The organism is Vibrio chagasii, assembly GCF_002954585.1.
Classification (GTDB): domain Bacteria; phylum Pseudomonadota; class Gammaproteobacteria; order Enterobacterales; family Vibrionaceae; genus Vibrio; species Vibrio chagasii_A.
Map to the genome: position 1 here is coordinate 1,542,157 of NZ_MSCI01000002.1, position 24,663 is coordinate 1,566,819.

The following is a 24,663-nucleotide window of genomic DNA, read 5'->3' on the forward strand; positions in this document are numbered from 1 at the left end:
TCGAAAGTAAACTTAGTTTAGACTTCCGATTCAATCAAATACACTTCTTCACTGAATCGAGACAAACCTTTCTTAGCAATCTTAGGATGATCGTCGTCTGCAATATCTTGGTTCAACAATGTAATCTTGTAACCCGCAAACAATTGATCGATTTCTAGTTTAGGTACGCTAAACGGAGGGCCTGCCATTTCATCTTGGTCGTAGTCTAGTGTTACAAGTAGGATCTTGCCGCCTGGTTTCAGCAGTTGCTTTAAGCGCTCTACATATGGCACACGCATTTCAGCAGGCAAAGCGACTAGAGAAGCGCGGTCATAAATAATATCGACAGGCTGAATTGGCGCAGTGAAGTAATCCCCAGTGTAAACACTCAACTCATCAAATTGATAAAGCTCATGCTGACCGTTTATTTGAGTTACGGTTGGCGTGTAGAAATGCTCAGAGAAAAAAGCTCGAACCGCAATCTGGCTCAATTCCACACCTTGAACGTCTTCATGTTTAGACGCCAGCCAAATCAGATCTTCACTCTTGCCACATAGAGGAACAAAAACACTCTTCTCATAGCTAGGCTCAGTTGCTTTCCAAAACTCAACCAAAAGTGGGTTTACATCTTCAAGGTGGAAACCAATTTGGTTGGCTGCCCATTTATTGTGCCAAAATTCAGGATTATTCATCTTTCGTTCATGTTAAACAGTCATAATGCAAGGGTACAGTATAGAGAAGTAAGAGCAACCTTAGCTTGGCTTAAAGTGGCAAAATGGTTTCGAGTAACACCACAAACTGGCTAGGTTCAAAGTTCTTAAAATTGCGGAACAAACGCTTGGATTATTTGTCTATATGTTCACATTTTAAAGCAATATTAAACGTTAGAGTTGGTTTCTGTCTTAGCTAGCCCCATTTAATATGTAGTGAGTTTAGTTAAGCTTTTTACTCTTATGCGTTACTGGTTACCCCTTTTAACTACCCGATTTTGTAACCTTGTATTTTGGAGTTTGAATGAGTGTATTTCTCCGTACGACGGCCCTAATGCTTCTAGTATTGAGCCGAGCGCCTGCATTCGCAGCAGCACCTGTTTCAACGAGTTCAACTGATCAATCGCGCACAGCGTCTTCGCAAAACCAAGTTTCATCAAACGTATTCCGCCACAGCCTAAGCGGGCTATATGGCATCAAGGCATTCGACTCGCGTCCAACTCAGCCTTATACCGACTTCGACATCCTTTACAGCAAAGCTCACCAAGCGCAAGCAGAGCTAGAGACAATCTGTAAAAGTACTGCTCTTCTCACTAATTCAGACGCCCTATTCGCTGGTGTTAAATCTCAAGCTCGTGCTCAAGAGAAAATTGAATTGGAACTGGATGGTGACAACACAAGAATTACCGACCTAGCTCGCGCAACAATCATCGCTAATGATGTAGAAAGCTTAGTTGAAGTGTACGAAGCACTGAGCCGTGAAGCGGACGTGGTAAAAGTGAAAAACAAGTTTAAGTCACCAGCTGACTCAGGCTACCGTGACCTTAACTTACTGGTTCGGCTACCAAAAACTAACATGATCGCCGAGGTTCAACTTCACTTAAAAGCAATAGCGGATGTGAAAAGTGGTCCTGAACATGAGCTATACGAGACCATTCAAGGTATTGAGCGCCATGCCATTGCTGAAAAACGTCCAATCAACGACATTGAAGTGGCGCAAATTAACAACCTAAGACGCCAATCTTTAGAGCTGTACCAACAAGCATGGCAACCATACATTACGACTCATATAAAAGCGGCTTAACACCAACCTTACCGCTACTACAAAACAAAAACGATCAAGGGCTGCACTCGCAGCCCTTTTTAATTTTAGCGTATCTTTGATCAATCATAAGTGAACGCTATTTTTGGTAATACTCCTGTGAGCGTTCATACAAATCCAATGGTTTTAAGGTGCTATAGAAAGCAGCGACATCCTGTAAATCCTTATCAGATAGAGACTTCACGACTGACTGCATATATAAGTCCTGACGTGCATCACTTTTAAAATCACGCAATTGTTTAAGGATGTAGCTGGATTTCTGCCCCTTAATATTTGGGTAAGATTGCACGAAAGGAATGATCTTATCACCGTGACACTGGCTACATAGGTTGTTAACGAGCTTTTCACCAGCCATCAGGCTCGGTATATAAGGTTCTGTTTTGTCACTTTGTACTGTCAGTTTTGGCGAAACCTTTCCCACCGTTGTAGTGTTGTCGTCAGTGCATGCGGAGAGTGACATCACAGCAGCAGTCGACGCTACAAAGAGCAGCGTGAACTTAGTTAGATTCATTATTGCTCTCTCGGCATAGGCGGCATCAGAGCGCTATCAATAGGTTTTCGTCGATACTTGTTCATATCGATCCCTTTGTCTTGATAATAGGTACTCAGATAGTCCAGTACCGGGTCCCATGTATCAGACAAATCCCATAGTCCCTGAGTGTCTACCATCCATTGAATCGTTTCACGCCATTGATCTCGGGTACCACTGTTCTGCGCCACAATAAGGCTCGTGTGGCACGCATTACATTGACCTTTCACTAACTCCCATCCCGGAGCCATGATTAAACCTGAACTCTTATCTACCCCATAGAAAGCCTTTGGGTTATCCGGTACTTCATCGGCATGAACAAGCATTGAGGTTAACAAGCTACAGACCAGCGCCGCTCTCATAATGTCTTTACGATAAGAGCGCTTGTTGTGCTGAGTTAAATGATCACACATGGCTTTCCTCACGAGACTCTTACCGCAACTCTATGGCAACCATTAAACAGATACCCTTTTGGGTTCCATTGTGGTTGAACAACAGGCTGGCTATCACCTTCACTATCCGTGGCCTTCGCCCAAATTTCGTAATAACCCGTCATAGGAAGTTCAAGATCAAGCTCCCATTGCTGCCATGCGCCTTTGTTAACGGGTTTCTTGAGGTTTGCATCATGCCAAGTTGTCCCGTAATCGTAACTGACTTGGAGCTTGTCGACAGTTCTCAGCCCAGCCCATGCATGCCCGCTCACTTTGACCTTTTTACCTAGCGTAAACTCAGTACCGCTTTTAGGAGACGTAATTAGCGACTTCACAATCATCTCTTCAATGATTCTAAAATCCTTGTTTTCTACTTTTTCACCAGGTGCGATTGGGTGCTTGGGCACTTGATATGCGGGTGCTGCCATTTTATGGCCATCATGCACTTTATTACGGATATTGATACCCGTGGTGCACTTTTGAGAGACAGAAGCTGGGCGTCCTCCAAATACCGTTCTCAGTGGGAAACCGTGAAGATATGGAATAGGTTCGCCATTCATTTCCCATGCAATCAAAGCGTTATCAGTCATTGCGGCTTCAATCGGTACACCACGTGAGATGGCCTCACCTTTACCGCTTAAGTGCTTATCGAAGCCATGGTTGCCCACGTAAACCGCGTCATCTTTAATACCACAGTCTTTTAGCACATCACTAAGCAACACACCTGTCCACTGTGCGCAGTACACGCCTGCGTTGTTCCACTGATTGCCTTTTGTGCTTGGGTAAAAGTTATTGCGGCTGTTGCCACCACACTCCAATACTAGACTTTGAGTGTGATGCTTAAATTTCGATTTGAGTTCCGCTATTGTGTAAGTTTTACTCTGTTTTACAGACTCCCCTTTCACTTCGAACGTCCAAGTATCCGGGTCCATTTTATTGAAATCTGGCATTAAACCATTCCATCGAACAAATGGAACATTGGCAGGCGTAACAGCGGGAGCAAGCATGCTTTCTGGCAGATAAGCATTCAAAGGGTTGGTATTTAAAACGGTATAATAGTCCGGCAACGCAGACGCCGCGGTTGCAGTTAACGCAGCTTTCAGGAACTGTCTTCTATCTAAACTCATTATTGCGATCCTTTGTGATTCAGTGTGTAAAAGTAAGTGGCAAGCTGCTCAATATCTTGCTCAGACAAAAGCTGGGCAACTTTAGACATGGTCTTATCGGAACGTTGTCCACTCTTAAAGGCCGTGAGCTGTTCAACCAAGTAAGGCTTGTTCTGCCATTTCAGGTTCGGAATAGAAGGAAAAGAAGAGTCTTGAGTACTGCCATGGCAAGCGACGCACATATTGGCAATTTGTTGGTAATCGGCTGCTTGGCCTATCGCGGGAAATAAAAGCAATACCCAAGCTAAAGCGGCTTTTCGCACACATCCTCCTAAGATCTGGATCAAAAAATCAGTTTGATCGGTCATAAAGTGGACGCATTACAGCAAATAGAGCGGTGTATTTAAATTCAATTAGAATTAACTACCGTTCAGGAGAACTGAACGCTGATGAGAAATCGTGCGAGATGCGAGAAGATAAAAGAATGAAAACGAGTGATAAGAATAAATACTGTGATACAAACAAAAAGACCACGCTAGGCGTGGTCTATTGCTTGGCTACTTCTCGATTTTAATATTTTCGACACGGGCCTTAAGTTTTTGTCCCGGTCTAAAAGTAACAACACGTCGAGCAGAAATTGGAATGTCTTCACCAGTTTTCGGGTTACGACCAGGTCGCTCGTTTTTCTCGCGAAGATCAAAGTTACCAAAACCAGACAGTTTTACCTGTTCGCCATTTTCAAGCGCTTTACGAACTTCTTCGAAAAACACTTCAACCGTTTCCTTGGCATCCCGCTTGCTGTATCCGAGTGTCTCAAACAGGTTCTCAGCCAAATCGGCCTTCGTGAGTGCCATAAAACTTTCCTCAAAGCTATGTTAATCATTGCTACTATCGCCAGTAGCGCCAAAGCATTTACCCTATTCAATCAATGAGATAAGGTCGTTTACAAGGAAAGTGTATGCCAAGCTTCTGATTTTCGCCAACTTTTTTCTCTCAACCGTCAGATTATTCTTTCAAATCAGAAAGATAACTCGCTCTTAATTTCACATATATAGCTAAAAAACATCTACTTAACAGCTATCAAATAGAACTATATTCCAATTACTATTGATAAATTAGAATTTAAAACTTTACCGGTCTAAATGATAATTTTTGAGACTTTTCTCCGTTCCCCAATAAAATCAGCCACTTGATTTGATATCCATCTCAACAGAGGTTATGAAATAATCATTATTAAATATGAGATTTGTATCATTTCAGAATTTAATTCGAATCGGTCAATGCTATCACTGATTGTGTACTGACTTTTACTGTGATTCATCTGTATTCCTATCCCGTCAACCTCCCTCTTCAGTGACGCTCTGCAGCAAAGTACATTTCACAGTGTCGGTTTGTTATGTTATAACATATCAATTCAAAAGGATTTTAGTACTTAGAATGAAAGATATTGAAGCGATCATTAAGCACGTCAAACAAGGGTGTAAAGACAATAGAAAACAGTTCACCGCCAAAAGGCTGCTGATACTGCGTGCGTTGGCACATGCCGATAAAGCGCTGTCTGCCTACGAGTTAGTCGACTATTGTAAAGAGCATTTTGATCAACATGTTCAAGCGATGTCGGTCTACCGAGTCTTGGATTTTTTAGAACAACACCACTTAGCACACAAGATTAAGGTATCAAATAAATACATACTTTGTGACCACATCCTTTGTGAGCACGAACATGGCATCCCACAATTTTTGATTTGTTCTAAGTGCGACAAGATAAGTGAACAAACCATCAACCCTTCTATTATTCGCGATCTTAAATCTCACGCGAAGCAACAAGGATTCACCGTCACAAGCCCTCAGTTAGAGATCAGCTGTGTTTGTGATGAGTGTGCTAAGCCCGAAGTGAATGCGTCCTGCTAAGAATACCTACATCTAATAACTAGATTCCAACCGTATTAGCCTAATTAACAAGGAGAAAGTGAAACGCTATGCCTGCAACGCTCATTAAAAATGCCTACGTGGTCAATGAAGGTACCATTACCGAGACAGATGTATTAATTGTCGACCAACGAATTGAAAAGGTTGCAAGCAATATACAGCCCAATTCAAATTGTGGAGTCATTGAAGCAAAAGGTTGCTACCTCATCCCGGGGATGATTGACGATCAAGTCCATTTCCGCGAGCCCGGGTTAACCCACAAAGGCTCAATCGCAACAGAGTCACGTGCCGCTGTCGCCGGTGGTATTACTAGCTACATGGAAATGCCAAACGTAACCCCTGCTACTACGACCATTGAGGCCTTAGAGAAAAAATTTGATATCGCAGCACAGAGTTCACTGGCTAACTACTCTTTTTACCTAGGTGCAACTGAAGATAACCTAGAGCAAATCAAGCAGCTCGACCCGACCAAACACTGTGGCGTAAAGGTATTTATGGGTGCTTCAACGGGTAACCTGTTGGTTGAAGAGCCTCAAGCACTCGATGCCATATTCCGTGATTCTCCCGTCCTGATTGTCACCCATTGTGAAAGCGGGCCTGTTATCGCTAAAAACCAAGAGCAATTAAGAAAAGAGAAAGCAGTTTTCACGATTGAAGACCACCCTATCCTAAGAGATGACAGAGCCTGCTATGCCTCTTCTTCTTATGCTGTTGAGCTCGCAAAAAAGCACAATAGCCAGCTTCATGTATTGCATATCACTACAGAGAAAGAGTTGGCACTATTTGATAAAGGGCCAATCGAAGGCAAGCGCATAACCGCTGAAGCGTGTGTTCATCACCTTTGGTTCAGTAATGAAGATTACCCAAAATTAGAGAACCAAATCAAATGCAACCCAGCCATCAAATTTCCAAGCGATCGAGAAGCACTACTTACCGCCCTTAGCACCAATCAAATAGACATCATCGCCACAGACCATGCTCCTCACACATGGGAAGAAAAACAAGTTCCTTATGAGCAAGCGCCTGCCGGTTTACCCCTTGTGCAACACGCCCTCTTGACTCTGTTTGACCACGTACATGCCGGAACCATGACCGTAGAACAAGTCGTAGAAAAAACAGCACATAACCCATCCATTCGGTATGCGATACAAGAGCGCGGTTATATTCGTGAAGGCTACTTCGCAGACTTAGTACTCGTCGACCCAAAAGCATCAACATTAGTTGATGAGGAAAACAACCTTTATCAATGTGCTTGGTCTCCATTCACTGGTCACGAGTTCTCTTCCCAGATCAAACATACTTGGGTAAATGGCACCAAGGTTTATAGCAATGCAGATTCGAGCTTGCTCCTAGATACAAATCACTCTCCAGCAATGAGGCTGTCATTCAAGCGCTAGTTGAGCAGTTATTACCATCAATAAAAAGAAATCAATATGTTAAGAAGAAACCCTAACGGTCATATGCCAAACGTATCGGAAACCGCCTTCATTGATCCAACAGCCATTATTTGTGGCAAGGTCATCATTGAAGATAACGTGTTCATTGGTCCTTATGCCGTGATACGTGCCGATGAGGTTAATGAACACGGCGCTATGGAAGCTATCGTGATTAAGCGCGATACCAATATTCAAGATGGTGTGGTTATCCATTCGAAGGCCGGTGCTGCGGTAAGCATAGGAGAACGCTCCTCTATTGCTCACCGCTCCATTATCCATGGGCCTTGTGAAGTCAGTGACGATGTCTTTATCGGCTTCAACTCTGTCGTTTTCAATGCCGTCATTGGTAAAGGTTGCGTGATTCGTCATAACTGCGTGGTGGACGGACTCGACCTTCCTGAGAATTTTCATGTACCACCGATGACCAACATAGGTTCAGGCTTTGATCTAAACAGCATTTCAAAAGTACCACCAGAATACTCGGCTTTTTCAGAATCGGTTGTCTCTGCCAACCATACTCTTGTTCAAGGCTATAGAAGGATTGCTAATGAACTCTAATAAATCCCCCTTGCTTGGGATTCCGACTAACATTATTACTGGGTTTCTCGGAGTAGGAAAAACCTCTGCGATTCTTAACTTAATGAAGCACAAACCAGCCGATGAGAATTGGGCTATTTTGGTGAATGAGTTTGGTGAAATTGGCGTTGATGGAAGTTTATTCGAAGGCAATCAAACCAAACAACAGCAAGTTTTTATTCGCGAAGTACCCGGTGGCTGCATGTGCTGTGCAGCGGGTTTACCGATGCAGATAGCACTCAATCAGTTGCTTTCTGAGGCGAAGCCAGACCGCTTACTGATTGAGCCTACTGGGCTTGGCCACCCAAAAGAAGTGTTAGAAGTATTATCTTCTGAACATTATCGTAAAGTGCTATCACTGCAAAAGAACATCACCTTGGTAGATGCTCGCAAACTGTCTGATACTCGTTATTCTGACCACGATACTTTCAACCAACAAATTACCATTGCGGATACGGTCGTCGGCAATAAAGTAGACCTTTATAACAAGGGGGATGCAGAAAAGCTTGCCGAGTACGTCGCACAGGTTTGTCAGAATAAAACTAAGCTCATATTTGCCCATCACGGTAAGATCCCTTTCGATGAGTTTGATGGAGACACCAGCTTTTACCATCATCAAGCTCATGGGCACCATCACCACCATCATCACAAACAAGATAGGCCACTCGCGTCTGAACTCCCGATGCCAGAAAGCGGCATGCTCAAAGCGACCAACCAAGGCGAAGGCTTTGAGAGTATTGGATGGCGATTTGCAGCTGATAAACTGTTTGACCACCAGCGTTTACGACACTTTCTAGTCGGCTTGAAAGTTGAACGTATGAAGGCGGTGTTCATTACTCCAAATGGTATCTTTGGCTACAACTTAACAGAGGATGGTTTGACCGAGTCAGAACTCGATGAGTGCAGTGAAACCAGAATTGAAGTAATTGGTCAGGACATAGAGAGTGATCTGGAAAGCCAGCTTCTAGATTGTCTTGTTAACTAAGTTCGCTCTATCGATGATTAAAACTAAAGCCCTATGAAATAGAACATTCATAGGGCTTTTAGACATTGGAGTAAACATCACTACGTTAGTTTACCGACACCAATCGTTTCTCTGCTAACGCCATCGCAATGTTAGCTTTAGCATAAGCACTCTCGTTGATAAAGTGCGGGTATATGTCTTGTTCTCGTTCCCAATAAATATCATAGCCAAAGAACGTCGCCAATATCGGCTGTCCTTGCTTAACGACCTCGAAATCCCGACCACATATCGCAGGATGCACCGTAGCAACACGCATGCCGTCTGGGCCAAGAGGAACATTAACTTCTTCAACATAGAAAAACGCATCGTAGTCCTCTAATGCTTGCAGCTGATTGAGGTTATGCTTCTCAACATAATCAAGCACCATGGTCAGCATCTGCTTCATCAGTTTAAGCGTGTCGAATTTAAGCGAACCATGTGCCTGAGCACCCACTTCAATCATTACACCGCACTTCCCTGTAGTACAAAGGTAAGGCTGCTCTTCCCATGGTTTCCTATCTTCAAATAGAATATTCGCTTCCGGCATTCGCTGTTTCACATACGCGCCCATTTTTTGATAGAAAGCATCATTGGAAAGCAAGATCAGTGTCGCGCCCATATTGCTGGTTGTGTTGTGTAGGTCGATAATGAGTTGCTGCTCTTTGCTTGCGTATCGCTCTGCAAACTGGCGAGCTACGGTATGCTCGGCTAAACCTAGCGTGTCGTCATTGTTGAGCTGAGAAAACTCACGATTTAAATCCGTGTCTAGGTACCTTACGTTCTGATCTACCGCTTTTGGGTTTGCGATAACTGAATCGGTAGAAAATGTCGAACGATCAGCGGCATAGAAGCGCTCTTTAATGAGTTTATGTAGATAAATTCCAGAGAGTTCGTTACCGTGAGTTCCGGCGACCAGTAAGACTTGTTTTATGTTTTCCATGTATTTGATTTCCAAGTATCGAAGGTGCAAGTTACCCCGCATTGCCGTTACAATATAACATAACAATTAGACAAATCATTCTCTAAAAGAAAGAACAAGAAAACACCTGATAATTCGAAGGAAAATCGAGAACCTTAGATAACGACCATATTTCATGTTCTCATCTCATCATAAGAAAGCCCCGCGCTTGCGAGGCTTTAATTCATACATGGTCATCGGGGTATAACGACTATAAAGGTGACTTCAAACCCCTCTTCGTTAATGAAAACGACATCATGATTGCTTAGCGAGTTTCCTTTCCACTTCTCTGTCACCGGATGTACCGCTACTCCGCGCTTTTGCAGGTTTAACGATCAAACCAATCCCGATTAAGAACAACACCGATGCCACTACTTGAGCGAGTGACAACACTTCGTCATACATAAAGTATCCGCTGATCAGCGCGAAGACTGGCACCAGCAAGGTTAACGGTGCAGTAGTGCTTAATGGATATTGGATTAACAACTTGTTCCACACCCAATAGCCAAATAGCGTGGTTGGATAAGCCTGAAACAGCACCGCAATCGTTGTGTTCCAATCCCATTGTTCAATCCCCTGCCAAATGATTTTATCTCCGTGTAACATCACAGCAAACAACACCAACGGCGCTGGTGCAAACAGCATTCCCCACACATTAAACGCAAACGCCTGTCTAGTTTTGGAAGCCTTAACAATGACGCCCATTAAGGTCCAACTGCACGCTGCAATCATAATCAAGATAACGCCATTAACGGTGACATTCCCTTTCGCCGCTGAGACTAAAACTGCAAGTGCACACAGGGCTAACATCGCACCAATTAACTTACGAACCGACGCACTTTCTTTGAAAATCCATACCCCAACAGCCATTCCAATAAGCACATTGCTTGAAAGCAATACTGAGGAAAGCCCAGATGAGAGCCCTGCTGTTATTGACCATGAAGCCATCCCCCAAATACCCACACCAAACACGAAGCCGTAACCCACTAAATAGCGCCAAGCGACATTTGGTCTCGCCACAAAAAATATCACTGGAATCACCGCTAGCGAGAAACGCGCGGCCGTTGCCAACAAAGGATGAACATTGGTTACGCCCATTTTGATCATCGAGAAATTGAATCCCCAAATTGCCATCACCAACACCGCTAACAACAAATCATTTCTTTTCATACTGTCCCCCTCTTTTGTTTTTAAAAAAGTATCCCTTGAACAAAAAAACGGGTACAGATACAATTTTTTTAAAAAAAACCAGTACAGTTAACCACAACCGTTACCATGAGCATTTACCGAAAACTTGCGAATCAGTTTATTAATGAGATTGAAAGTGGAAAAAGACCAGAAGGTGGGCGGATGCCTTCGCTTCGTCAATTAGCTAAGCAACAAGCCGTTAGCATGTCGACCGTAGTAAGTTGCTACCAAGAGCTAGAGTCACAGGGCTGGATTCACTCTCGACCACAAGCCGGGTATTTTGTTTCTCCTCATAAGCCAGCTCACTCAACACCTGAATGGGCACAGTTTGAGAGTAAAGTTTCCAGAGTGAGACAAACCTCATCGACTCACAACTCAATCAATGGGCCTTTAGGAGTCTCTAGCACCACCAATGATGAGCAATCGGTCGTTGAACTAGAACGCAGCTTCCGTCGCTCTGTAAAACGCATGGGTAACAGGCTCAACCATTACCCTGATACTCAAGGCGAGCCGATATTACGACAAGCATTATCCACTCACTTTGCAAAGCTTGATGTGCATTTTTCACCAGGCGAACTGGTGGTCACGGCTGGCTGTATGTCGGCAATAAAAGCCGCTCTTGAATCGTGCACCAAAGAAGGCGATACCATTGCCATTAGCTCACCATGTTTCAACGGAATACTCGAATTACTTGGCAAGATGTCGCGTAAGATCATCGAGATCCCATCTCTAGATGACGGTGTAGACCTGCAACAGTTAGAAACACATCTCAAAAGCAAACGCGTCGATGCCGCTATCTTCTGTACCTCGCATATGAACCCACAAGGGATCAATATGTCGGCCAGCCAAAAGCAGAAATTGGCGGCATTGGCGAATGAATATCGAGTGCCGATCATTGAAGATGATGTGTATCTAGAACTCTCTTATTCTTCGTACACACCACTGCCTGCCAAATACTATGACAAAGGTGGTTATGTTTTATGGTGTGGTTCTGTCTCGAAGAGTTTATCACCAAGCTATCGTTTAGGGTGGTGCTTGCCAGGAAGGTATATTGATGAGTACAAAGCGCAGTTTTCTTCTGCAAGCTACGGCGTTGCCCTTCCTACTCAGCTAGCGGTCGCTGACTTTATTGAATCTGGTCAATACGCAAAACACGTTCGAAGAAGATGTGCTCAAATTCTCTCTTTACGCCAGCAATACCTGAGTTATTTAACTCAAAACCTTCCTGATGACGTCAAAATAAGCAGCCCACAAGGTGGCATGGTACTTTGGCTACAAATCCCTAACCTCAACCATATCTCATTTGCTCAAGCGGTTTCTGAGAAAAAGATTGATATTCGGCTTGGGCATCTGTTCAGCACTCTTGATCTCTACAACAACTGCTTACGCATCAACTTTGGTTATGCGCTAGAGGGAGAGGCCAAACAACAGCTGGATGACTTGATTGAACTTATCCGACAATGTGTCAGCAAATAGCTTTTGGCCCACGCTTTGATCTTTAATTTTTTCATCGCGATTTGTTATAAAAAGGCGTTTATTTTTCTGATTTGAACGTGGCTAAAGCCCGTTACCGTAAGGAAATCCACTCACCTTAAAACCCTTAAATGTTGAGTTTGCAAGGGTGTGCCCATTTATGCAACTTAGCTAATGACACCTCATTTTTTGTCTTCAATATACACCCGTCAGCGCTGGCGCTATCCCGTATATGAAGAGAATAATTATGAGTGATAAAACCAAAAATAAACCACTACCTTCCTTTATTGAAGAACGCTTAAACCATTATATTGAAGATCTCATTACCCAGAACGAAAGCCAAACACACTTAGTTCTGGGTAAACGTCCTAGGCGCAATTCAGTTGTGATGCAAAGCAATGATTACCTCGCGCTGTCACACAACAAACAGATTCAACAAGCCCACCAGCAAGCGATTGCTGAACATGATGACAACATCGTCATGTCAGCTATCTTTTTGCAAGACGAGGATTCAAAACCCGCCTTTGAAAATGAGCTAGCGAGCTATGTAGGAATGGAAAGCTGCTTGCTCTCTCAGTCTGGTTGGGCGGCGAACATAGGCTTACTGCAAACTATCTGTCCACCACAAGCTCCTGTGTATATTGATTTCTTTGCCCACATGTCTTTATGGGAAGGTATTCGAGCCGCAGGTGCGAGCGCGCATCCGTTCATGCATAACAATATGAACCATCTGCGCAAGCAGCTTGAGCGCTATGGCTCTGGCGTCATTGTTGTAGATTCGGCCTATAGCACCATTGGAACAATTGCCCCACTTCAAATCTCAAATACACTCGCGTGCAAACCCACTATATCCAATGAGTAATCTTTTTGAGTAATCGGTTCTTGTCTGCCGGTTTTACAATAAGATCAGACATTCCTGATGACTCCATCTTCTGCAGAGTTATGGGCGAGCTGTCCCCTGTATGAGCAATGATCGGCACCCAAGAATAAGGCTTATTCGCGCTTCTAATGAGTCGAGAAGCTTCGACACCGTCCATAATAGGCATTTCAATATCCATTAAAACCAAGTCAATGGTCTCTGAGTCTAGAGCGTCTAATGCCTGCTGACCGTCTTCTTTCTGTACCACATCAAAGCCTTGCTTTTCCAGCAACATCGCTGTAAGACGACGTAGAGACTCGTTATCGTCGACTACCATAACGGTGCGCTTATTTGCATTTTCAATCGGCTTAACGGCTACCGGTGGAGTCTCGTAATTGGAGTCAAACAGTAAATGATCAATCGCTGCTTTAGTGTTCAGTAGCAAGACTTGAGTTTCTATCCAAATTGGTTCAAATGAAATATCCCTCACTCGTTGAATAGGATAATGTTCATATAAGTACACAATTCTCGCTTCTGTGAGCGATAATAAATACTCAAGCTCATCAAGGCTGCTTGCCCTCAAAATGATACTTTCCAAGTCGACGAATACTAAATCAAAATCGAACTGATACTCTGTGTTATTAAGTGCTGATGCCACATCCAAAATCGTAAGTTCAAATCCCATAAGTTGAGACATTTCCGTCACTTTCTTATTCAGGACAGTTTGCTCACTCACCATCAATGCCGACTTTAAGTTTCTTAATTCACACTTAATCTGATTGACTGAATTTGACGTCAAAGAAGGAAACGTCATTGTAAACTGCGTCCACTCTCCGACTTCTGATTGACATTTAATCTCACCACCAAACGAACGCATCACCTTCTGACAAAATGATAAGCCTAACCCGTAGTTTCCTGTTTTACCTGTCGTATAGAAATCTTGGAAAATGTGACGTATTGCCTCACTAGAGATACCAGCCCCGTTGTCCGTCACTACAATTTGATTAGTAACATCATCGCTACTCAGGGTAACATGAATATGAAAATCTTCCGGACTTCGGTGATGGAACGCATTTTTATACAGGTTGTACATCACATACTTCAACAAAGTGTCGCTTCCTAAAAAATCAAAGTCACGTTGTACATCCAAAGATATTGCTGATTTATCTGACGCACGCTTATAGTTAAAGTTATCAATTGAATATTCGATCACCGATTGTGCAGAGTGCTTTTTAAAGGTTGAACGGGATAAACAGTTCTCATCAATTGACGTCAACAATAAATCGATGGTCTCGTTACCTGAGTGGATAATTTCCATGGCCTCGTCGCCCAAGTCACGTAGCTGCTTTAACTCTTCAGCGCTCAGTGCATATGGCTCTCTAATGTCACCACTTTTAGGGTTTGGTAGTATCGATTGAATAACATCAATAGAAGTTAACAAGCCACTAAGAGGGTTTCTCATTTCGTGTGCAATACCAGCGCCAAAAGATTTCGCTAGAGATACCTTATTCTCGTATTCCACCTGATTACGGAAATAAAATAAGTTACCGAATAGATAGATAAATAAGAAAATTGGCACATGCGTCCAATTCATGGTTATCTCAAGGTAAAAGCCTTGAACCACCCAAGCACAAAACGTCGCAATCCCTATTCCGACAAAGGTTTGCGCAAACATCACCTTAGTGACATGAACCAAAGAAATATGAAGGAATATTGCAGACATGAAAGACATGGCCCAAATGTTGGACCAATTGTTCATCAGCAACATATAGAAGAAGAAAGATGGAAGACAGAGCGTAATCGCGACTTGATAATACGCAGGCAGATACTTTCGCCATTCAAACGGTACGTGTTTACGGAAAATGATGCCGAAGAACAACACCGAGCATAACAGCCGGAGAGGCAGATTTTCATAAGGTTGCGGGAACAGATACTCCCAAACTACATAGTAAACAGGGAAACCGACTAAGCCCATCCAACCTAAGAAGGTTAAATTCGGTTCAGCATATTGATAAACTTTACGAATAGCGCCCATACGAAATTCTTTATTCCCTAAACTCTGACATTTACCATTCTTATTATTTTGTTTTTATTATAACTTAGCGATTATATTACACATCACCTCCAAGCAATGAGGTTTGAATCAAATATATACGCGCTTTTGCATTTAATCTGTTTTAACCCTGCAGCCAAATACATGAAGGCCTCGTTAATACGAGGCCTAATAGTGATTTCATTTCTTGTTATCTGTGACACATAAAGCTAGGTTATCGGCAAGTAAATATTAGTGAGCAAATCACATTCATCCACATGATGGACTAGATTCACGTATTGGAAAAAGCACGGAAAATCTCTCAAAGATTCGCCACTCTTGGGTAACCACTCACGATATAAGTAGCTTACCGTGTCAGCGATTAAATCATGGTTGCCCTTATGAACAGCGACAGCACAACGACCGCCCGGAATGATCCCCTTCTTAACACCAAAGATATTTTCTGGGACATCCCCGTTATGGCTTCCGCAAATATCAAAGCGATATTCATCTTCAGGGGTATCTGAAGGGTCAGAATAAGCCACACCAAATGTGTCACTGGTTTTTACCGGAGAGAAACCCGTCGACTTCCTCCAATCAATAAATTTAGCAGCAGTATTGTAAACCAGCTTTGGGCTCCCTTTATGCTCAATCAGTGCAACCTCTGTTTCGCAAAAATCGACGATTTTCACATCCATTATCTCTTCTCCACTCTTTGGTAAGTTAAACTCATACTTTGAACGCCAATATGACCAGTTTGGTTGTTTTCTAAATTGAGAGGGTGTCTGCTCAAAGTGCCTCGAAAATGCTCGAGAGAATGCTTCAAGACTCTCAAAGTGAGCCTCCAATGCAATATCGGTGACACTGTACTCGGGCTCAAAAGCTAAACGAAAAGAAGCGCGCTTTAACCGAGCAAACAACACATACTGAATAGTGCTAATCCCCATAAACGACTTGAAGATACGGTGAAAGTGGTACTTTGAACTCGCCGCCACTGAGCTCAGCTGATCCAAAGTTAATGACTCATCCAAATGTCTATCAATGAAGTCACACACATTTCGTATTCGTCGCTCGTGATGTTTCACTACATTCATTTTTGTTACCCAATAAAGAATTCGGAAAGATAATACCGACGAGGCGTTAAGTTCGCCTGATTGAGATTGCGAGACTGAATTAACTGTTGTGTTTAATTCTATATTAAGTCGTAACAAAAGGCTCTTTAGCCAATGCAGCACTAAAGAGCCGAAGCCTACTTAACAACAGATATTGAGCACTGTTATACCCAGCTCATTACAAGCCAGGCTAATTAAGTTCCAACATGGCATTAATCCGAACTATTTCTTGCTGCCATTTCACTTGCAGATTACGCTTCTGATGCTTTGCCTTACGAGCTTGATCCTTACTGAGTAATTCTTCGAGCTCTAATAGCCTTTCTAAAAGACCCTCTTCATCAGTTTGCGACTGCTGATCATCTGTTTTAGGCAGCTCAGAACCAGAATCGACACAGACTATAGAGTTAGACTGAATCGAAGCAGAGCAAGATTCCGCGTTTTTGCCTTGATGGATGACAGACATCGCTTCATACACCGCATCTAAGTAAGTCATTTCCACAAGTTGACCGTCATTGATATACCAGAATCGATTGCATGATTTTTCGATCAACTCTCGATCATGGCTGACCAACAGTAGCCCCCCGTCGAATTGAGTTAAGCAATTCGCCAGCTCTTCCTTACCTTCAATATCAAGGTGGTTAGTGGGCTCATCCAACAACAGGAAGTGATACTTCGCTAGCGATAGCCCAACGAACAGCAATCGAGAACGCTCTCCACCGCTAAGCTCTGCGATCTTTTGCTCGTGTCTTTCATAGGAAAAACCTGCGCTAATCAAAGCCATTTTTCTAGCTTCCTGCGAAACTGGATAAAATGAGTAAAGTGAATCTATTAGTGAATGGTCATCACTTAATTGGTGCAGGCTTTGGTCGTAATACCCGACTTCGGCATTTGGGTGAAAATAACCATTATCTCCAAGTTGAGAAGCCTGATAATTCGCCCACAATACTTTCAGAAGAGACGACTTACCCGCCCCATTTTTGCCTAGCACAGCAACACGGTCACCACTCTTTATCTGCTGGAACAGCACTTCAAACAGTGGCGCTTGGTCGTCAGCGGCGGTAATTGGCACCTCTGACAATTCAAGTATTCGATTGGCCTTCATGGGTTCACCGGACAAACTTAATGTCCATGGTTCTACAGAATCCAAATGTGTCATGGTCGAGCGTAACCCTTCGGCGCGCTTTTCCATGCTTTTTGCTTTTCGTGACAGACCTTCATTGTCAAAGTCACGCCCCCAAATCGCTAAACGATGAGCGCTCTTTTCGATGCGGTCGATCTCTTTCTTTTCTGCTTGTTGCCTTTCCGCATCCGTTCGGTCTTTATCTTCCAATGCTTTTCGAGCTTTGGTGCACTTTTGGCTAAAGGTAAGTACCCTTTTGTCACGTAGCACCCAAGTAGAATCGGTGACGTGGTCAAGTAATCGTTGATCATGCGAAACCATGACAAACGTACCTCTCCAATCTTTCAGAAACTGCTCTAACCAAAGTAATGTCGGTAGATCTAAGTGGTTGCTTGGTTCATCTAGTAACAGGACATCCGGTTCAAGAATCAATGCTCTCGCGACTAACACTCGCGCGTATTGACCGCCACTTAAAGTGCCTATCGGCTGGTTCCAATAGCTTTCATCAAACCCTAAATTAGAAAGAGTAATTTGCGCACGCCACTGTTCTGTTTGCTGCATGTTTAAAGGAAGGTTATCGGTTACAGCATCTAGCATTGAGAGGCTTAACAGTCGCTTAGGTAAGTGTTGCTCAATCAAGGCAATGACGGCATTCGAGGCGAAGGAAACATTCCCAACAAAGTCAGGTAACTCTTTGTTTAACAGACGTAATAAGGTGCTTTTGCCACAGCCATTACTGCCAATAAGGCCAATGCGGTCACCTTTCTTAATCGTAAAGGAGAGCCCATCAAATAGTCGGCATGATGTTAGATCGTAAGAAATGGATGATGTAGATATTAATGTAGTCATTTGTTTACTCAAGTTTCAAGCGCAACAAAGCGCTGTCGTCATTCGCTGACAACAACCAAGTAAACAAGAGTGGAGAAACTCTATTGAAGGTTATATTGAAATGCTTCGCTCAAGTTTTGGTTATCGCAGCACGATAGTGTTAAAACTTGAGTTTTGGTCGTACCAAAAAATATGCGCGAAGTTAAATTCACACACTTTCATAAAAATCCTCCTTATATTTGTCTTGAGTTGAACATTAGCGCTAAAAATAAATCACATTGATCGATGAGTCAAAATATTTAGGCGCTTCGACTTGTACGTGATTTACAACCTTAGGTCACTGTTACTCGGTGCATTTTTCTTGGCGTACCACCGTAATCAATCACAGCATAATGCTGAGTGACTCTGTTGTCCCATATCGCCATCGAGCCCTTGTTCCATTTAAAACGCACTTGATACTCTGGTCGTCGTGCAATTTCAAATAGCTGGCTAAGTAGTGCATCACCCTCTTCACGCTCAAGCTCATTGATGTAACGGGTAAATTGCTCGTTGATATATAGCGTCTCTTTGCCCGTTTCTGGGTGAACTTGTACTAAGGGGTGCTCCACTGGCGGATTTTCTTGCGCGGTTTTCAGCAACGACTTATGCCAATCTAGCTCAATTTGGTCCGATTCAATACCCTCAAACGCGACTAACGAATGCGTGGCCGATAAGCCTCTTAGCTTTTCTTTCGTGCTTCCATCTAATGAATCGAAAACTGCGGTCATCGAACACCAAATCGTGTCGCCACCGACATCCGGTACATGTTGAGCATGCAATAGAGAGGCTTTAGATGGAAGCTCCCGCCAAGTTAAGTCGGTATGCCAATAACTCTCCATTGGCGCATTACCTCGAGTAGTTTCTATCACACTGACTTGCGGGACTTGTTCTACACGCGGAAAGAAAGGATGAGCGGGTTCAAGCTCTCCAAACCGTTTTGCAACCGCTAAGTGTTGTTCAGGGGCGAGTCTTTGTTCATCCAAGAAAATGACTTGATAAGTAATAAGCGCCTGGTACACATCATCAAGTTCACACTCACTGCAATCCGAAAGATTTAATCCATGAATACGAGCGCCAATGTGAGGGGTAATGGGTTCAATTTTCAACATGCTTTCGCTTATCGGTTAGAGATATTAATAGGGAGTCATTTAGCTACTCATTATTAAACCGGACAGAAACGATTTTTCTTTCCTTACCATGCAAAATAAAACCGGTTTATTCGAAAAACAAAAGAAAAGAGCCCCCTGCACTGGAGCTCTTTTCGTTTGTTGATACTTCCTGTATCCGTAGACAAGTCCAATCTGTAGAACTTTCACTGAAAGCCAGATCATCGATATCTCCAGTTGTGTATCACTACTAAATCTAGCATACAAACTTCAAGCTTTTCTGAGACATAACCGAAAGTTCGCCTAAGTAGCGTCAATTCCTACTTATCAGCCCAAGAAAGCAACGTCATATCTTTTTTATTGCCAGCTACAACCAAAAACAAAGCCCACAACAAGGTGGGCTTTGGCTATCTGGCTTCTGAACTTACTAAACTAGTGAGTAACTTTTTGAAACCATCATTCAAACCTAAACTTAAAAGTTAGCTTGGAGCGTCAAACCGCTGTAAGCCGAGTATGCATTCAACATAACGTGGTATCTGCCGCTTTGGGTGACATTCACAGTACAAGTCTCGCTGTTGCCCGATCGGTAAGGTCGGCAGTCCCACGTACTAAGCGTTGGTTTATCCCCGAAGCGAAGATACAGATCCGCATCCCCTGTGCCACCAATGGTGACCACTGTCAGCTGTTGACCCTGTTCTAAGTCCATGTAGAAGTAGTCCTTTTGTCCTCGGCTGCCACTCAATCCATTAACCGGCACGCCAGAAACTAGTTTTCCATCTGGATCTGGCCCAGGTGTTGGACCACCACAATCCGGTTCACAACCACTATCAGTCAAACTAAACAGCAGTTTATTGGTGGTTCCTCTTGTGTCAGAAACCTTATTCTCCGAGGCTCTTGAGTTCAGTAACCCTGCGAGTTGAAGCGGTGTTAAGCCGTTATTTTCTTGCAAGTACAAGGCAGCAACGCCGGCAACATGTGGCGTCGCCATGGAAGTTCCGCTAATCGTTTTATAGCCGCCATCATACCAAGCAGACTTAATTTGAGATCCCGGCGCGAATAGATCAACACAGCTGCCCCAGTTCGAGAAACTTGAACGCGAATCAGAGCTGGTTGTTGAGCCCACCGTCACACCACTTGCTACACGAGCCGGGGATGTATTACACGCATCGGCATTTGAGTTACCCGCTGCCAACATAAAGCTCACTCCGGATTGAATTGCGCCTTGCACCGCGCTATCCAATGCCGTTGATCGACCGCCACCTAAACTCATATTGGCGACCGAAGGCCCTGATGCATTTTGCGCTACCCAATCCACGCCAGATATCACGCCTGATGTGGTTCCTGAACCCGAACAGCTAAGTACTCTTACCCCAACAATGTTAACGTTTTTAGCCACACCGTACTGGCTGCCGCCAATCGTTCCTGCAACGTGGGTACCATGCCCATTACAGTCACTCGAATCAGCATCGTTATCCACGAAATCATATCCAGAAACCGAGCGACCGCCGAATTCCTCATGATTGTTATTAACGCCGGTATCAATCACGTAAGCCGTTACGCCAGAGCCATCAAAATTGGCATTATAGTTTCGGTCTAAAGGAAGACTTCTCTGGTCTATTCGGTCCAGCCCCCAAATCGCGTTACTTTGAACGGCTTCATTTGAAACAACAGGATCGATACTGAGTATTTGGTCTTGTTCAATGTATTCAACACGAGAATCACGTCTGAGGTGCTTTAATTGAAGTGCGTCTAGATTTGCCACAAAGCCAATAATGGAACTATCAAAAACATCGTCTGTTTTGATTGAAAACGAATTTGCCATCTGGCCTACCGTTTGTTGAGTGAACTGCTGTAATCCAGCAGCATCATTCATTAGCATATGCGGTTGTTTCAATACAACAATATAGCGATCGGTGATGGCATCATCTGATGAAGCCATCATCAGTGGAGCAATAGGTTGTTGTAAGTTTTCAGTCGAATTTAAAGCCGAATCTTGAGCCAAACTGGATGTGGAAGAAATACCAAACGTGGCTGCAATACAACAACTTAATACTTTCTTTAACATAGATTGTTCCTTGATATTTTAGGTTTGTTGGTTGTTACCTACGACAAACACGAAAATGCAGACAGCTAGCGTTATACGCTCAATACGTGAAGCAACAATGTTACAAATTCAACCTAAGACAGTACGAATGAGATTGCTTATTAATTTACATTCATCACATTAAGAACTTCGAGTCGGGACAAACTATTTTGAAAAGCTTATGCAATCACATTTTATATAATTTGATCAAAAGCTCTAATTTTAACAAAAGTCGAATGGTTGGATAAAAATGGTGTATGTGAGAGGAATGATCTTCACTATTGACATATAACACACCAAAAATCCCGCAAAAATTAAAAAATGCAGCATCAAACAAAATGCGATTGGTCGTACTTATAGTGAATAAATATTATTAATTGTACTCGCCGACAGCTTATCTCTATCTTGGCTACATTACCCAACACCATAAACCAACGCGATTACGTAGGGAAAACGATGACCGCCATTACCGATTTAGACATTCTGTTGAAGTCCATGTCACCCGAGCTCATTGAAGGTGATTATGTTTTCTGTACGGTAGAGGGAGGACTAGCCAACTATGTCCACCTCAATCCGATAGCGACCTTTCGAGAAAAAGAAGGGTTAACTTTAGTACTAACAGAAGAAGTGGCGACTCAAGCGCAGTTAAGTTTCGACGGTGTGTTTAGCATGATCACTTTATCGGTACACTCGAGCCTAGAAGCCGTAGGGCTGACAGCCGCGTTTGCAACTAAACTTGGCTCTTACGGCATCAGTGCCAATGTGATTGCAGGTTATTATCACGATCATATCTTCGTCCAGAAGCACAAAGCAGATCAAGCTATGAGGGCACTTCGAGAATTCTCAGAAGCGAATTAGCAGAAGTGAGCTTAACATAAGCGATCTAAGTAGATGAGTCCGCTCGTTCACGTATAAAGCTGACCAAGAGCTTGGTGAGATGCGTGTGATAACTCATTGACCGATAATGGATGTAAATCGTTAGTGGGGCTAGTTCAAGATCTAACTGTTGTTCGACTAACGTGCCCCGCTCTAACTCATCTCGACAGAATTCTCTTGGTAACGCTACAAAACCTAACCCTTTGACACCTATAGCTTTAGCGATAAACCCACCATCAACATTGATGTCTGACTTAATAGCCACACTCTTTAAGCCCTCTGGCCCACTAAATATCCAGGGGTTACCAGCAAAAGCTTTGTAACTTGAAATACAAGGCATGGCGGACAGCTCCTCAACTGTGGTCGGTGAGCCATATTCCGCCAGACAAGATGGCGAAGCTAAAACCGAACTCTCCCATTGACACAATGGCCGTGAAACCCAGTCACGATCATCAAGCGAGCCTCGCTCAAAACTGATAACGATATCAGGGTCGCTGTTTAACGCGCTTTCTATCGACGTACTGTGTTCGCAAAACAGAGAAACATTGGGGTAGCTAAGAGCAAAATCAGCGAGAACATCACCAATGAAAGGGATGTCCGGTGAGCTCACGCGAATACTGCCTTTCATTGACTCAGTTGAAGTGCTGACATTTTGCAGTGTTTGGCTCAATTGACGAAGAGGCTCTCGGATTTCGTTGTAAAGCATTTCACCGGCAGAAGTTGGCGTCACCTTTCTAGTTGTCCGGTAGAACAATTTATTGCCAAGCTCAGCTTCAAGCTGTTGAACATGTCTACTTACCGTTGAGCTAGGAATTAGCAAGCGTTCTGATGCCTTTACAAAGCTACTCTGTTCAAAGACACAAATAAATGAGTTCAACCAAGCGTTATCGATCCTTTCCAATTCATTATCCCAAAACTGCCAATACTGAATCTCATATTAGCCTATTTTTCAGGATTATTTATCACGATAAGGTACAGAAAATTCGCTAAGGAGAACAAATTATGACAGCAAACAAATCGAAAATTTTTGAGCGCGATGGATACCAACTCAAAGTAGAGCAGCATGGTATAGGATCGAAATTATTGATTATTGGCAGTGTTGATTATTACAAAAGAGTGATTCCAACAAGGCTTCACGATCACTTTACTTGTCTGTACCTAGATCATCGAGGCTTTGCTCAAACCGTAAACGACAAGCAGAACAGCACCATCACTCTAGACATTATTTCCAAGGATATTGAAGCTATCTGCGACTATTTCAATATTCGCAAAACCAGTATTCTGGGGCATTCCGGACACGCGTACATGGCACTTCATTTCGCGAATTTGACCGATATTCAAATTAATAAAGTGATGGTAGTAGGTGCTCCGCCAAACTTGTCGGAGGCGATGAAAGCTAAGCAGTTGCTTTACTGGGAGAACAATGCCTCAAACGAGCGAAAGAAGCTTTTGGATCAGAGCCTTGGAAAACTTAAACAGGACATAGACAAAGAACCTCACAGAAAGTTCGCGCACTTGTGCCGTAGATTAGGGCCGATGCGTTGGGCTGATCCTAGTTTTGATGAACTCCCCCTTTGGGAGCAAGTCACAACTAATACGGCACTACTTGATTCACTATGGGGTGATGTCTTTGGCAAGATAAATCTCGCGACGTTGCCTAATGCTAACCAATTGGATATCACTGTCGCCATTGGTGAGCTTGATTTTAGCATTGCGCCTTTGAATACGTGGTTGCCTTTAAAAGAGACATTTCGCTCACTTGAGTTAGTGGCGCTTAAAGGTGTATCTCATACCCCTATGCTTGAGTCTCAAGAAGAGTTTATTGATATTATTTGTGCTCACTTGCTGGGTTAAACAAACAGACTGCTTTACTGGCAAATCAGACTACCACAAAAAAATAGTAAATTAGCAAGACTAAAGATGTTATTAAGGTGCCTAGTTCGCACCTCATTTCATACGTAAACTTAAAAGATATTGAAGAGCTCGATAAGAAAAGGGATTCTCACCTGTCCCCTCAGCGCCAACCAGTGACAACGTAACCATAATTCAAGCTAGCTACATATGAAATGATTAACCATGAAAGGATACTTAATAGCAGCGCAACTTCTTATGCAAGATAGACCGAAGTAGAAAAACCGCACTAATTCGTGGTGTGACCAGCTGAAAAACCTAGCGTTCAAAGTATATC

The 24,663-nt window shown here is 43.3% G+C and carries 22 protein-coding genes and 1 pseudogene; 9 read left to right on the forward strand and 14 right to left on the reverse strand.

Annotated features, from left to right (window positions below; translation table 11 throughout):
• Positions 1-17: 17 nt before the first annotated feature.
• Positions 18-671 carry a thiopurine S-methyltransferase gene (locus tag BTO10_RS15280; protein ID WP_105025100.1) on the reverse strand — a complete coding sequence of 218 codons (654 nt, stop codon included), beginning with the start codon at positions 669-671 and terminating at the stop codon, positions 18-20.
• 322 nt (positions 672-993) lie between these two features.
• Here BTO10_RS15280 and BTO10_RS15285 point away from each other — a divergent pair, with 322 nt between their 5' ends.
• The gene (locus BTO10_RS15285; protein WP_105025101.1) at positions 994-1,773 is read left to right on the forward strand and encodes a RelA/SpoT domain-containing protein; all 780 of its coding nucleotides are present in this window, start codon (positions 994-996) and stop codon (positions 1,771-1,773) included.
• A gap of 97 nt (positions 1,774-1,870) precedes the next feature.
• Here the strand turns inward: BTO10_RS15285 and BTO10_RS15290 are convergent, their stop codons facing one another.
• From BTO10_RS15290 to ihfA, 5 genes are all read right to left on the reverse strand, one after another.
• Positions 1,871-2,302, reverse strand: a complete 432-nt coding sequence (locus tag BTO10_RS15290) for a c-type cytochrome (RefSeq protein ID WP_105025102.1) — start codon at positions 2,300-2,302, stop codon at positions 1,871-1,873.
• Entirely contained in the window at positions 2,302-2,733 is a 432-nt protein-coding gene (locus tag BTO10_RS15295; protein ID WP_105025605.1) for a cytochrome C, read from the reverse strand. The genes BTO10_RS15290 and BTO10_RS15295 overlap by 1 nt, the downstream gene beginning before the upstream one ends.
• An 8-nt stretch (positions 2,734-2,741) precedes the next feature.
• Positions 2,742-3,878, reverse strand: coding sequence for a sulfite oxidase (locus BTO10_RS15300; RefSeq protein ID WP_105025103.1), 1,137 nt, complete (start codon positions 3,876-3,878; stop codon positions 2,742-2,744).
• Positions 3,878-4,180 carry a c-type cytochrome gene (locus tag BTO10_RS15305; protein ID WP_105025104.1) on the reverse strand — a complete coding sequence of 101 codons (303 nt, stop codon included), beginning with the start codon at positions 4,178-4,180 and terminating at the stop codon, positions 3,878-3,880. Before BTO10_RS15305 ends, BTO10_RS15300 begins: the two co-directional genes overlap by 1 nt.
• 234 nt (positions 4,181-4,414) lie before the next feature.
• Positions 4,415-4,711 carry an integration host factor subunit alpha gene (gene ihfA, locus BTO10_RS15310; protein ID WP_004734853.1) on the reverse strand — a complete coding sequence of 99 codons (297 nt, stop codon included), beginning with the start codon at positions 4,709-4,711 and terminating at the stop codon, positions 4,415-4,417.
• Between the two features lie 583 nt (positions 4,712-5,294).
• Here ihfA and BTO10_RS15315 point away from each other — a divergent pair.
• From BTO10_RS15315 to BTO10_RS15330, 4 genes are all read left to right on the forward strand, one after another.
• Positions 5,295-5,768, forward strand: a complete 474-nt coding sequence (locus BTO10_RS15315; RefSeq protein ID WP_105025105.1) for a Fur family transcriptional regulator — start codon at positions 5,295-5,297, stop codon at positions 5,766-5,768.
• A 68-nt stretch (positions 5,769-5,836) separates the two neighbouring features.
• A complete protein-coding gene (locus tag BTO10_RS15320; RefSeq protein ID WP_105025106.1) occupies positions 5,837-7,183 on the forward strand; it encodes a dihydroorotase in 1,347 nt (448 codons plus the stop codon).
• 36 nt (positions 7,184-7,219) lie between these two features.
• Positions 7,220-7,780, forward strand: a complete 561-nt coding sequence (locus BTO10_RS15325) for a carbonate dehydratase (protein WP_105025107.1) — start codon at positions 7,220-7,222, stop codon at positions 7,778-7,780.
• Complete coding sequence (locus BTO10_RS15330; RefSeq protein ID WP_105025108.1) at positions 7,770-8,783, forward strand: CobW family GTP-binding protein; 1,014 nt, start codon at positions 7,770-7,772, stop codon at positions 8,781-8,783. The genes BTO10_RS15325 and BTO10_RS15330 overlap by 11 nt, the downstream gene beginning before the upstream one ends.
• An 85-nt stretch (positions 8,784-8,868) precedes the next feature.
• On the opposite strand, the gene BTO10_RS15335 is transcribed toward BTO10_RS15330, so the two are convergent.
• Positions 8,869-9,741 carry an aspartoacylase gene (locus tag BTO10_RS15335; protein WP_105025109.1) on the reverse strand — a complete coding sequence of 291 codons (873 nt, stop codon included), beginning with the start codon at positions 9,739-9,741 and terminating at the stop codon, positions 8,869-8,871.
• A 273-nt stretch (positions 9,742-10,014) separates the two neighbouring features.
• A complete protein-coding gene (locus BTO10_RS15340; protein WP_105025110.1) occupies positions 10,015-10,929 on the reverse strand; it encodes an EamA family transporter in 915 nt (304 codons plus the stop codon).
• 105 nt (positions 10,930-11,034) lie between these two features.
• Between BTO10_RS15340 and BTO10_RS15345 the strand changes: the two genes are divergently transcribed.
• Together BTO10_RS15345 and BTO10_RS15350 are read left to right on the forward strand one after the other, a co-directional pair.
• Positions 11,035-12,423 (forward strand): aminotransferase-like domain-containing protein, encoded by a 1,389-nt coding sequence (locus BTO10_RS15345; protein ID WP_105025111.1) that lies wholly within the window; start codon positions 11,035-11,037, stop codon positions 12,421-12,423.
• 244 nt (positions 12,424-12,667) lie between these two features.
• A pseudogene (locus tag BTO10_RS15350) lies at positions 12,668-13,237 on the forward strand (alpha-hydroxyketone-type quorum-sensing autoinducer synthase); the annotation flags it as partial.
• Positions 13,238-13,265: 28 nt separating this feature from the next.
• Here the strand turns inward: BTO10_RS15350 and BTO10_RS15355 are convergent.
• The 5 genes from BTO10_RS15355 to BTO10_RS15380 all read right to left on the reverse strand — a co-directional run bounded on the left by BTO10_RS15355 (position 13,266) and on the right by BTO10_RS15380 (position 21,581).
• A complete protein-coding gene (locus BTO10_RS15355) occupies positions 13,266-15,314 on the reverse strand; it encodes an ATP-binding response regulator (RefSeq protein WP_105025112.1) in 2,049 nt (682 codons plus the stop codon).
• A 227-nt stretch (positions 15,315-15,541) separates the two neighbouring features.
• Positions 15,542-16,405 (reverse strand): AraC family transcriptional regulator, encoded by an 864-nt coding sequence (locus BTO10_RS15360; protein ID WP_105025113.1) that lies wholly within the window; start codon positions 16,403-16,405, stop codon positions 15,542-15,544.
• Between the two features lie 208 nt (positions 16,406-16,613).
• Entirely contained in the window at positions 16,614-18,392 is a 1,779-nt protein-coding gene (locus tag BTO10_RS15365; protein ID WP_105025114.1) for an ABC-F family ATP-binding cassette domain-containing protein, read from the reverse strand.
• 311 nt (positions 18,393-18,703) lie between these two features.
• Positions 18,704-19,519, reverse strand: coding sequence for a TauD/TfdA dioxygenase family protein (locus BTO10_RS15370; RefSeq protein ID WP_105025115.1), 816 nt, complete (start codon positions 19,517-19,519; stop codon positions 18,704-18,706).
• Positions 19,520-19,988: 469 nt separating this feature from the next.
• Positions 19,989-21,581: a S8 family peptidase gene (locus BTO10_RS15380; protein ID WP_105025117.1), complete on the reverse strand. Its 1,593-nt coding sequence runs from the start codon at positions 21,579-21,581 to the stop codon at positions 19,989-19,991.
• A gap of 474 nt (positions 21,582-22,055) precedes the next feature.
• Here BTO10_RS15380 and BTO10_RS15385 point away from each other — a divergent pair, with 474 nt between their 5' ends.
• Positions 22,056-22,457, forward strand: coding sequence for an ACT domain-containing protein (locus BTO10_RS15385; RefSeq protein WP_105025118.1), 402 nt, complete (start codon positions 22,056-22,058; stop codon positions 22,455-22,457).
• Between the two features lie 25 nt (positions 22,458-22,482).
• On the opposite strand, the gene BTO10_RS15390 is transcribed toward BTO10_RS15385, so the two are convergent.
• Complete coding sequence (locus BTO10_RS15390) at positions 22,483-23,376, reverse strand: LysR family transcriptional regulator (RefSeq protein ID WP_105025119.1); 894 nt, start codon at positions 23,374-23,376, stop codon at positions 22,483-22,485.
• 101 nt (positions 23,377-23,477) lie between these two features.
• Here BTO10_RS15390 and BTO10_RS15395 point away from each other — a divergent pair, with 101 nt between their 5' ends.
• Positions 23,478-24,329 carry an alpha/beta fold hydrolase gene (locus BTO10_RS15395; protein ID WP_105025120.1) on the forward strand — a complete coding sequence of 284 codons (852 nt, stop codon included), beginning with the start codon at positions 23,478-23,480 and terminating at the stop codon, positions 24,327-24,329.
• The last annotated feature ends 334 nt before the right edge of the window (positions 24,330-24,663 follow it).

Bases quoted from the DNA above. Each gene is read 5' to 3' on its own strand.
- BTO10_RS15290 (WP_105025102.1), bottom strand. From the start codon at position 2,302: ATGAATCTAACTAAGTTCACGCTGCTCTTTGTAGCGTCGACTGCTGCT.
- BTO10_RS15355 (WP_105025112.1), bottom strand. From the start codon at position 15,314: ATGGGCGCTATTCGTAAAGTTTATCAATATGCTGAACCGAATTTAACC.
- BTO10_RS15380 (WP_105025117.1), bottom strand. From the start codon at position 21,581: ATGTTAAAGAAAGTATTAAGTTGTTGTATTGCAGCCACGTTTGGTATT.
- BTO10_RS15385 (WP_105025118.1), top strand. From the start codon at position 22,056: ATGACCGCCATTACCGATTTAGACATTCTGTTGAAGTCCATGTCACCC.
- BTO10_RS15365 (WP_105025114.1), bottom strand. From the start codon at position 18,392: ATGACTACATTAATATCTACATCATCCATTTCTTACGATCTAACATCA.
- BTO10_RS15340 (WP_105025110.1), bottom strand. From the start codon at position 10,929: ATGAAAAGAAATGATTTGTTGTTAGCGGTGTTGGTGATGGCAATTTGG.
- BTO10_RS15370 (WP_105025115.1), bottom strand. From the start codon at position 19,519: ATGTTGAAAATTGAACCCATTACCCCTCACATTGGCGCTCGTATTCAT.
- BTO10_RS15295 (WP_105025605.1), bottom strand. From the start codon at position 2,733: ATGTGTGATCATTTAACTCAGCACAACAAGCGCTCTTATCGTAAAGAC.
- BTO10_RS15360 (WP_105025113.1), bottom strand. From the start codon at position 16,405: ATGAATGTAGTGAAACATCACGAGCGACGAATACGAAATGTGTGTGAC.
- BTO10_RS15315 (WP_105025105.1), top strand. From the start codon at position 5,295: ATGAAAGATATTGAAGCGATCATTAAGCACGTCAAACAAGGGTGTAAA.
- BTO10_RS15280 (WP_105025100.1), bottom strand. From the start codon at position 671: ATGAATAATCCTGAATTTTGGCACAATAAATGGGCAGCCAACCAAATT.
- BTO10_RS15335 (WP_105025109.1), bottom strand. From the start codon at position 9,741: ATGGAAAACATAAAACAAGTCTTACTGGTCGCCGGAACTCACGGTAAC.
- ihfA (WP_004734853.1), bottom strand. From the start codon at position 4,711: ATGGCACTCACGAAGGCCGATTTGGCTGAGAACCTGTTTGAGACACTC.
- BTO10_RS15330 (WP_105025108.1), top strand. From the start codon at position 7,770: ATGAACTCTAATAAATCCCCCTTGCTTGGGATTCCGACTAACATTATT.
- BTO10_RS15285 (WP_105025101.1), top strand. From the start codon at position 994: ATGAGTGTATTTCTCCGTACGACGGCCCTAATGCTTCTAGTATTGAGC.
- BTO10_RS15325 (WP_105025107.1), top strand. From the start codon at position 7,220: ATGTTAAGAAGAAACCCTAACGGTCATATGCCAAACGTATCGGAAACC.
- BTO10_RS15300 (WP_105025103.1), bottom strand. From the start codon at position 3,878: ATGAGTTTAGATAGAAGACAGTTCCTGAAAGCTGCGTTAACTGCAACC.
- BTO10_RS15395 (WP_105025120.1), top strand. From the start codon at position 23,478: ATGACAGCAAACAAATCGAAAATTTTTGAGCGCGATGGATACCAACTC.
- BTO10_RS15345 (WP_105025111.1), top strand. From the start codon at position 11,035: ATGAGCATTTACCGAAAACTTGCGAATCAGTTTATTAATGAGATTGAA.
- BTO10_RS15320 (WP_105025106.1), top strand. From the start codon at position 5,837: ATGCCTGCAACGCTCATTAAAAATGCCTACGTGGTCAATGAAGGTACC.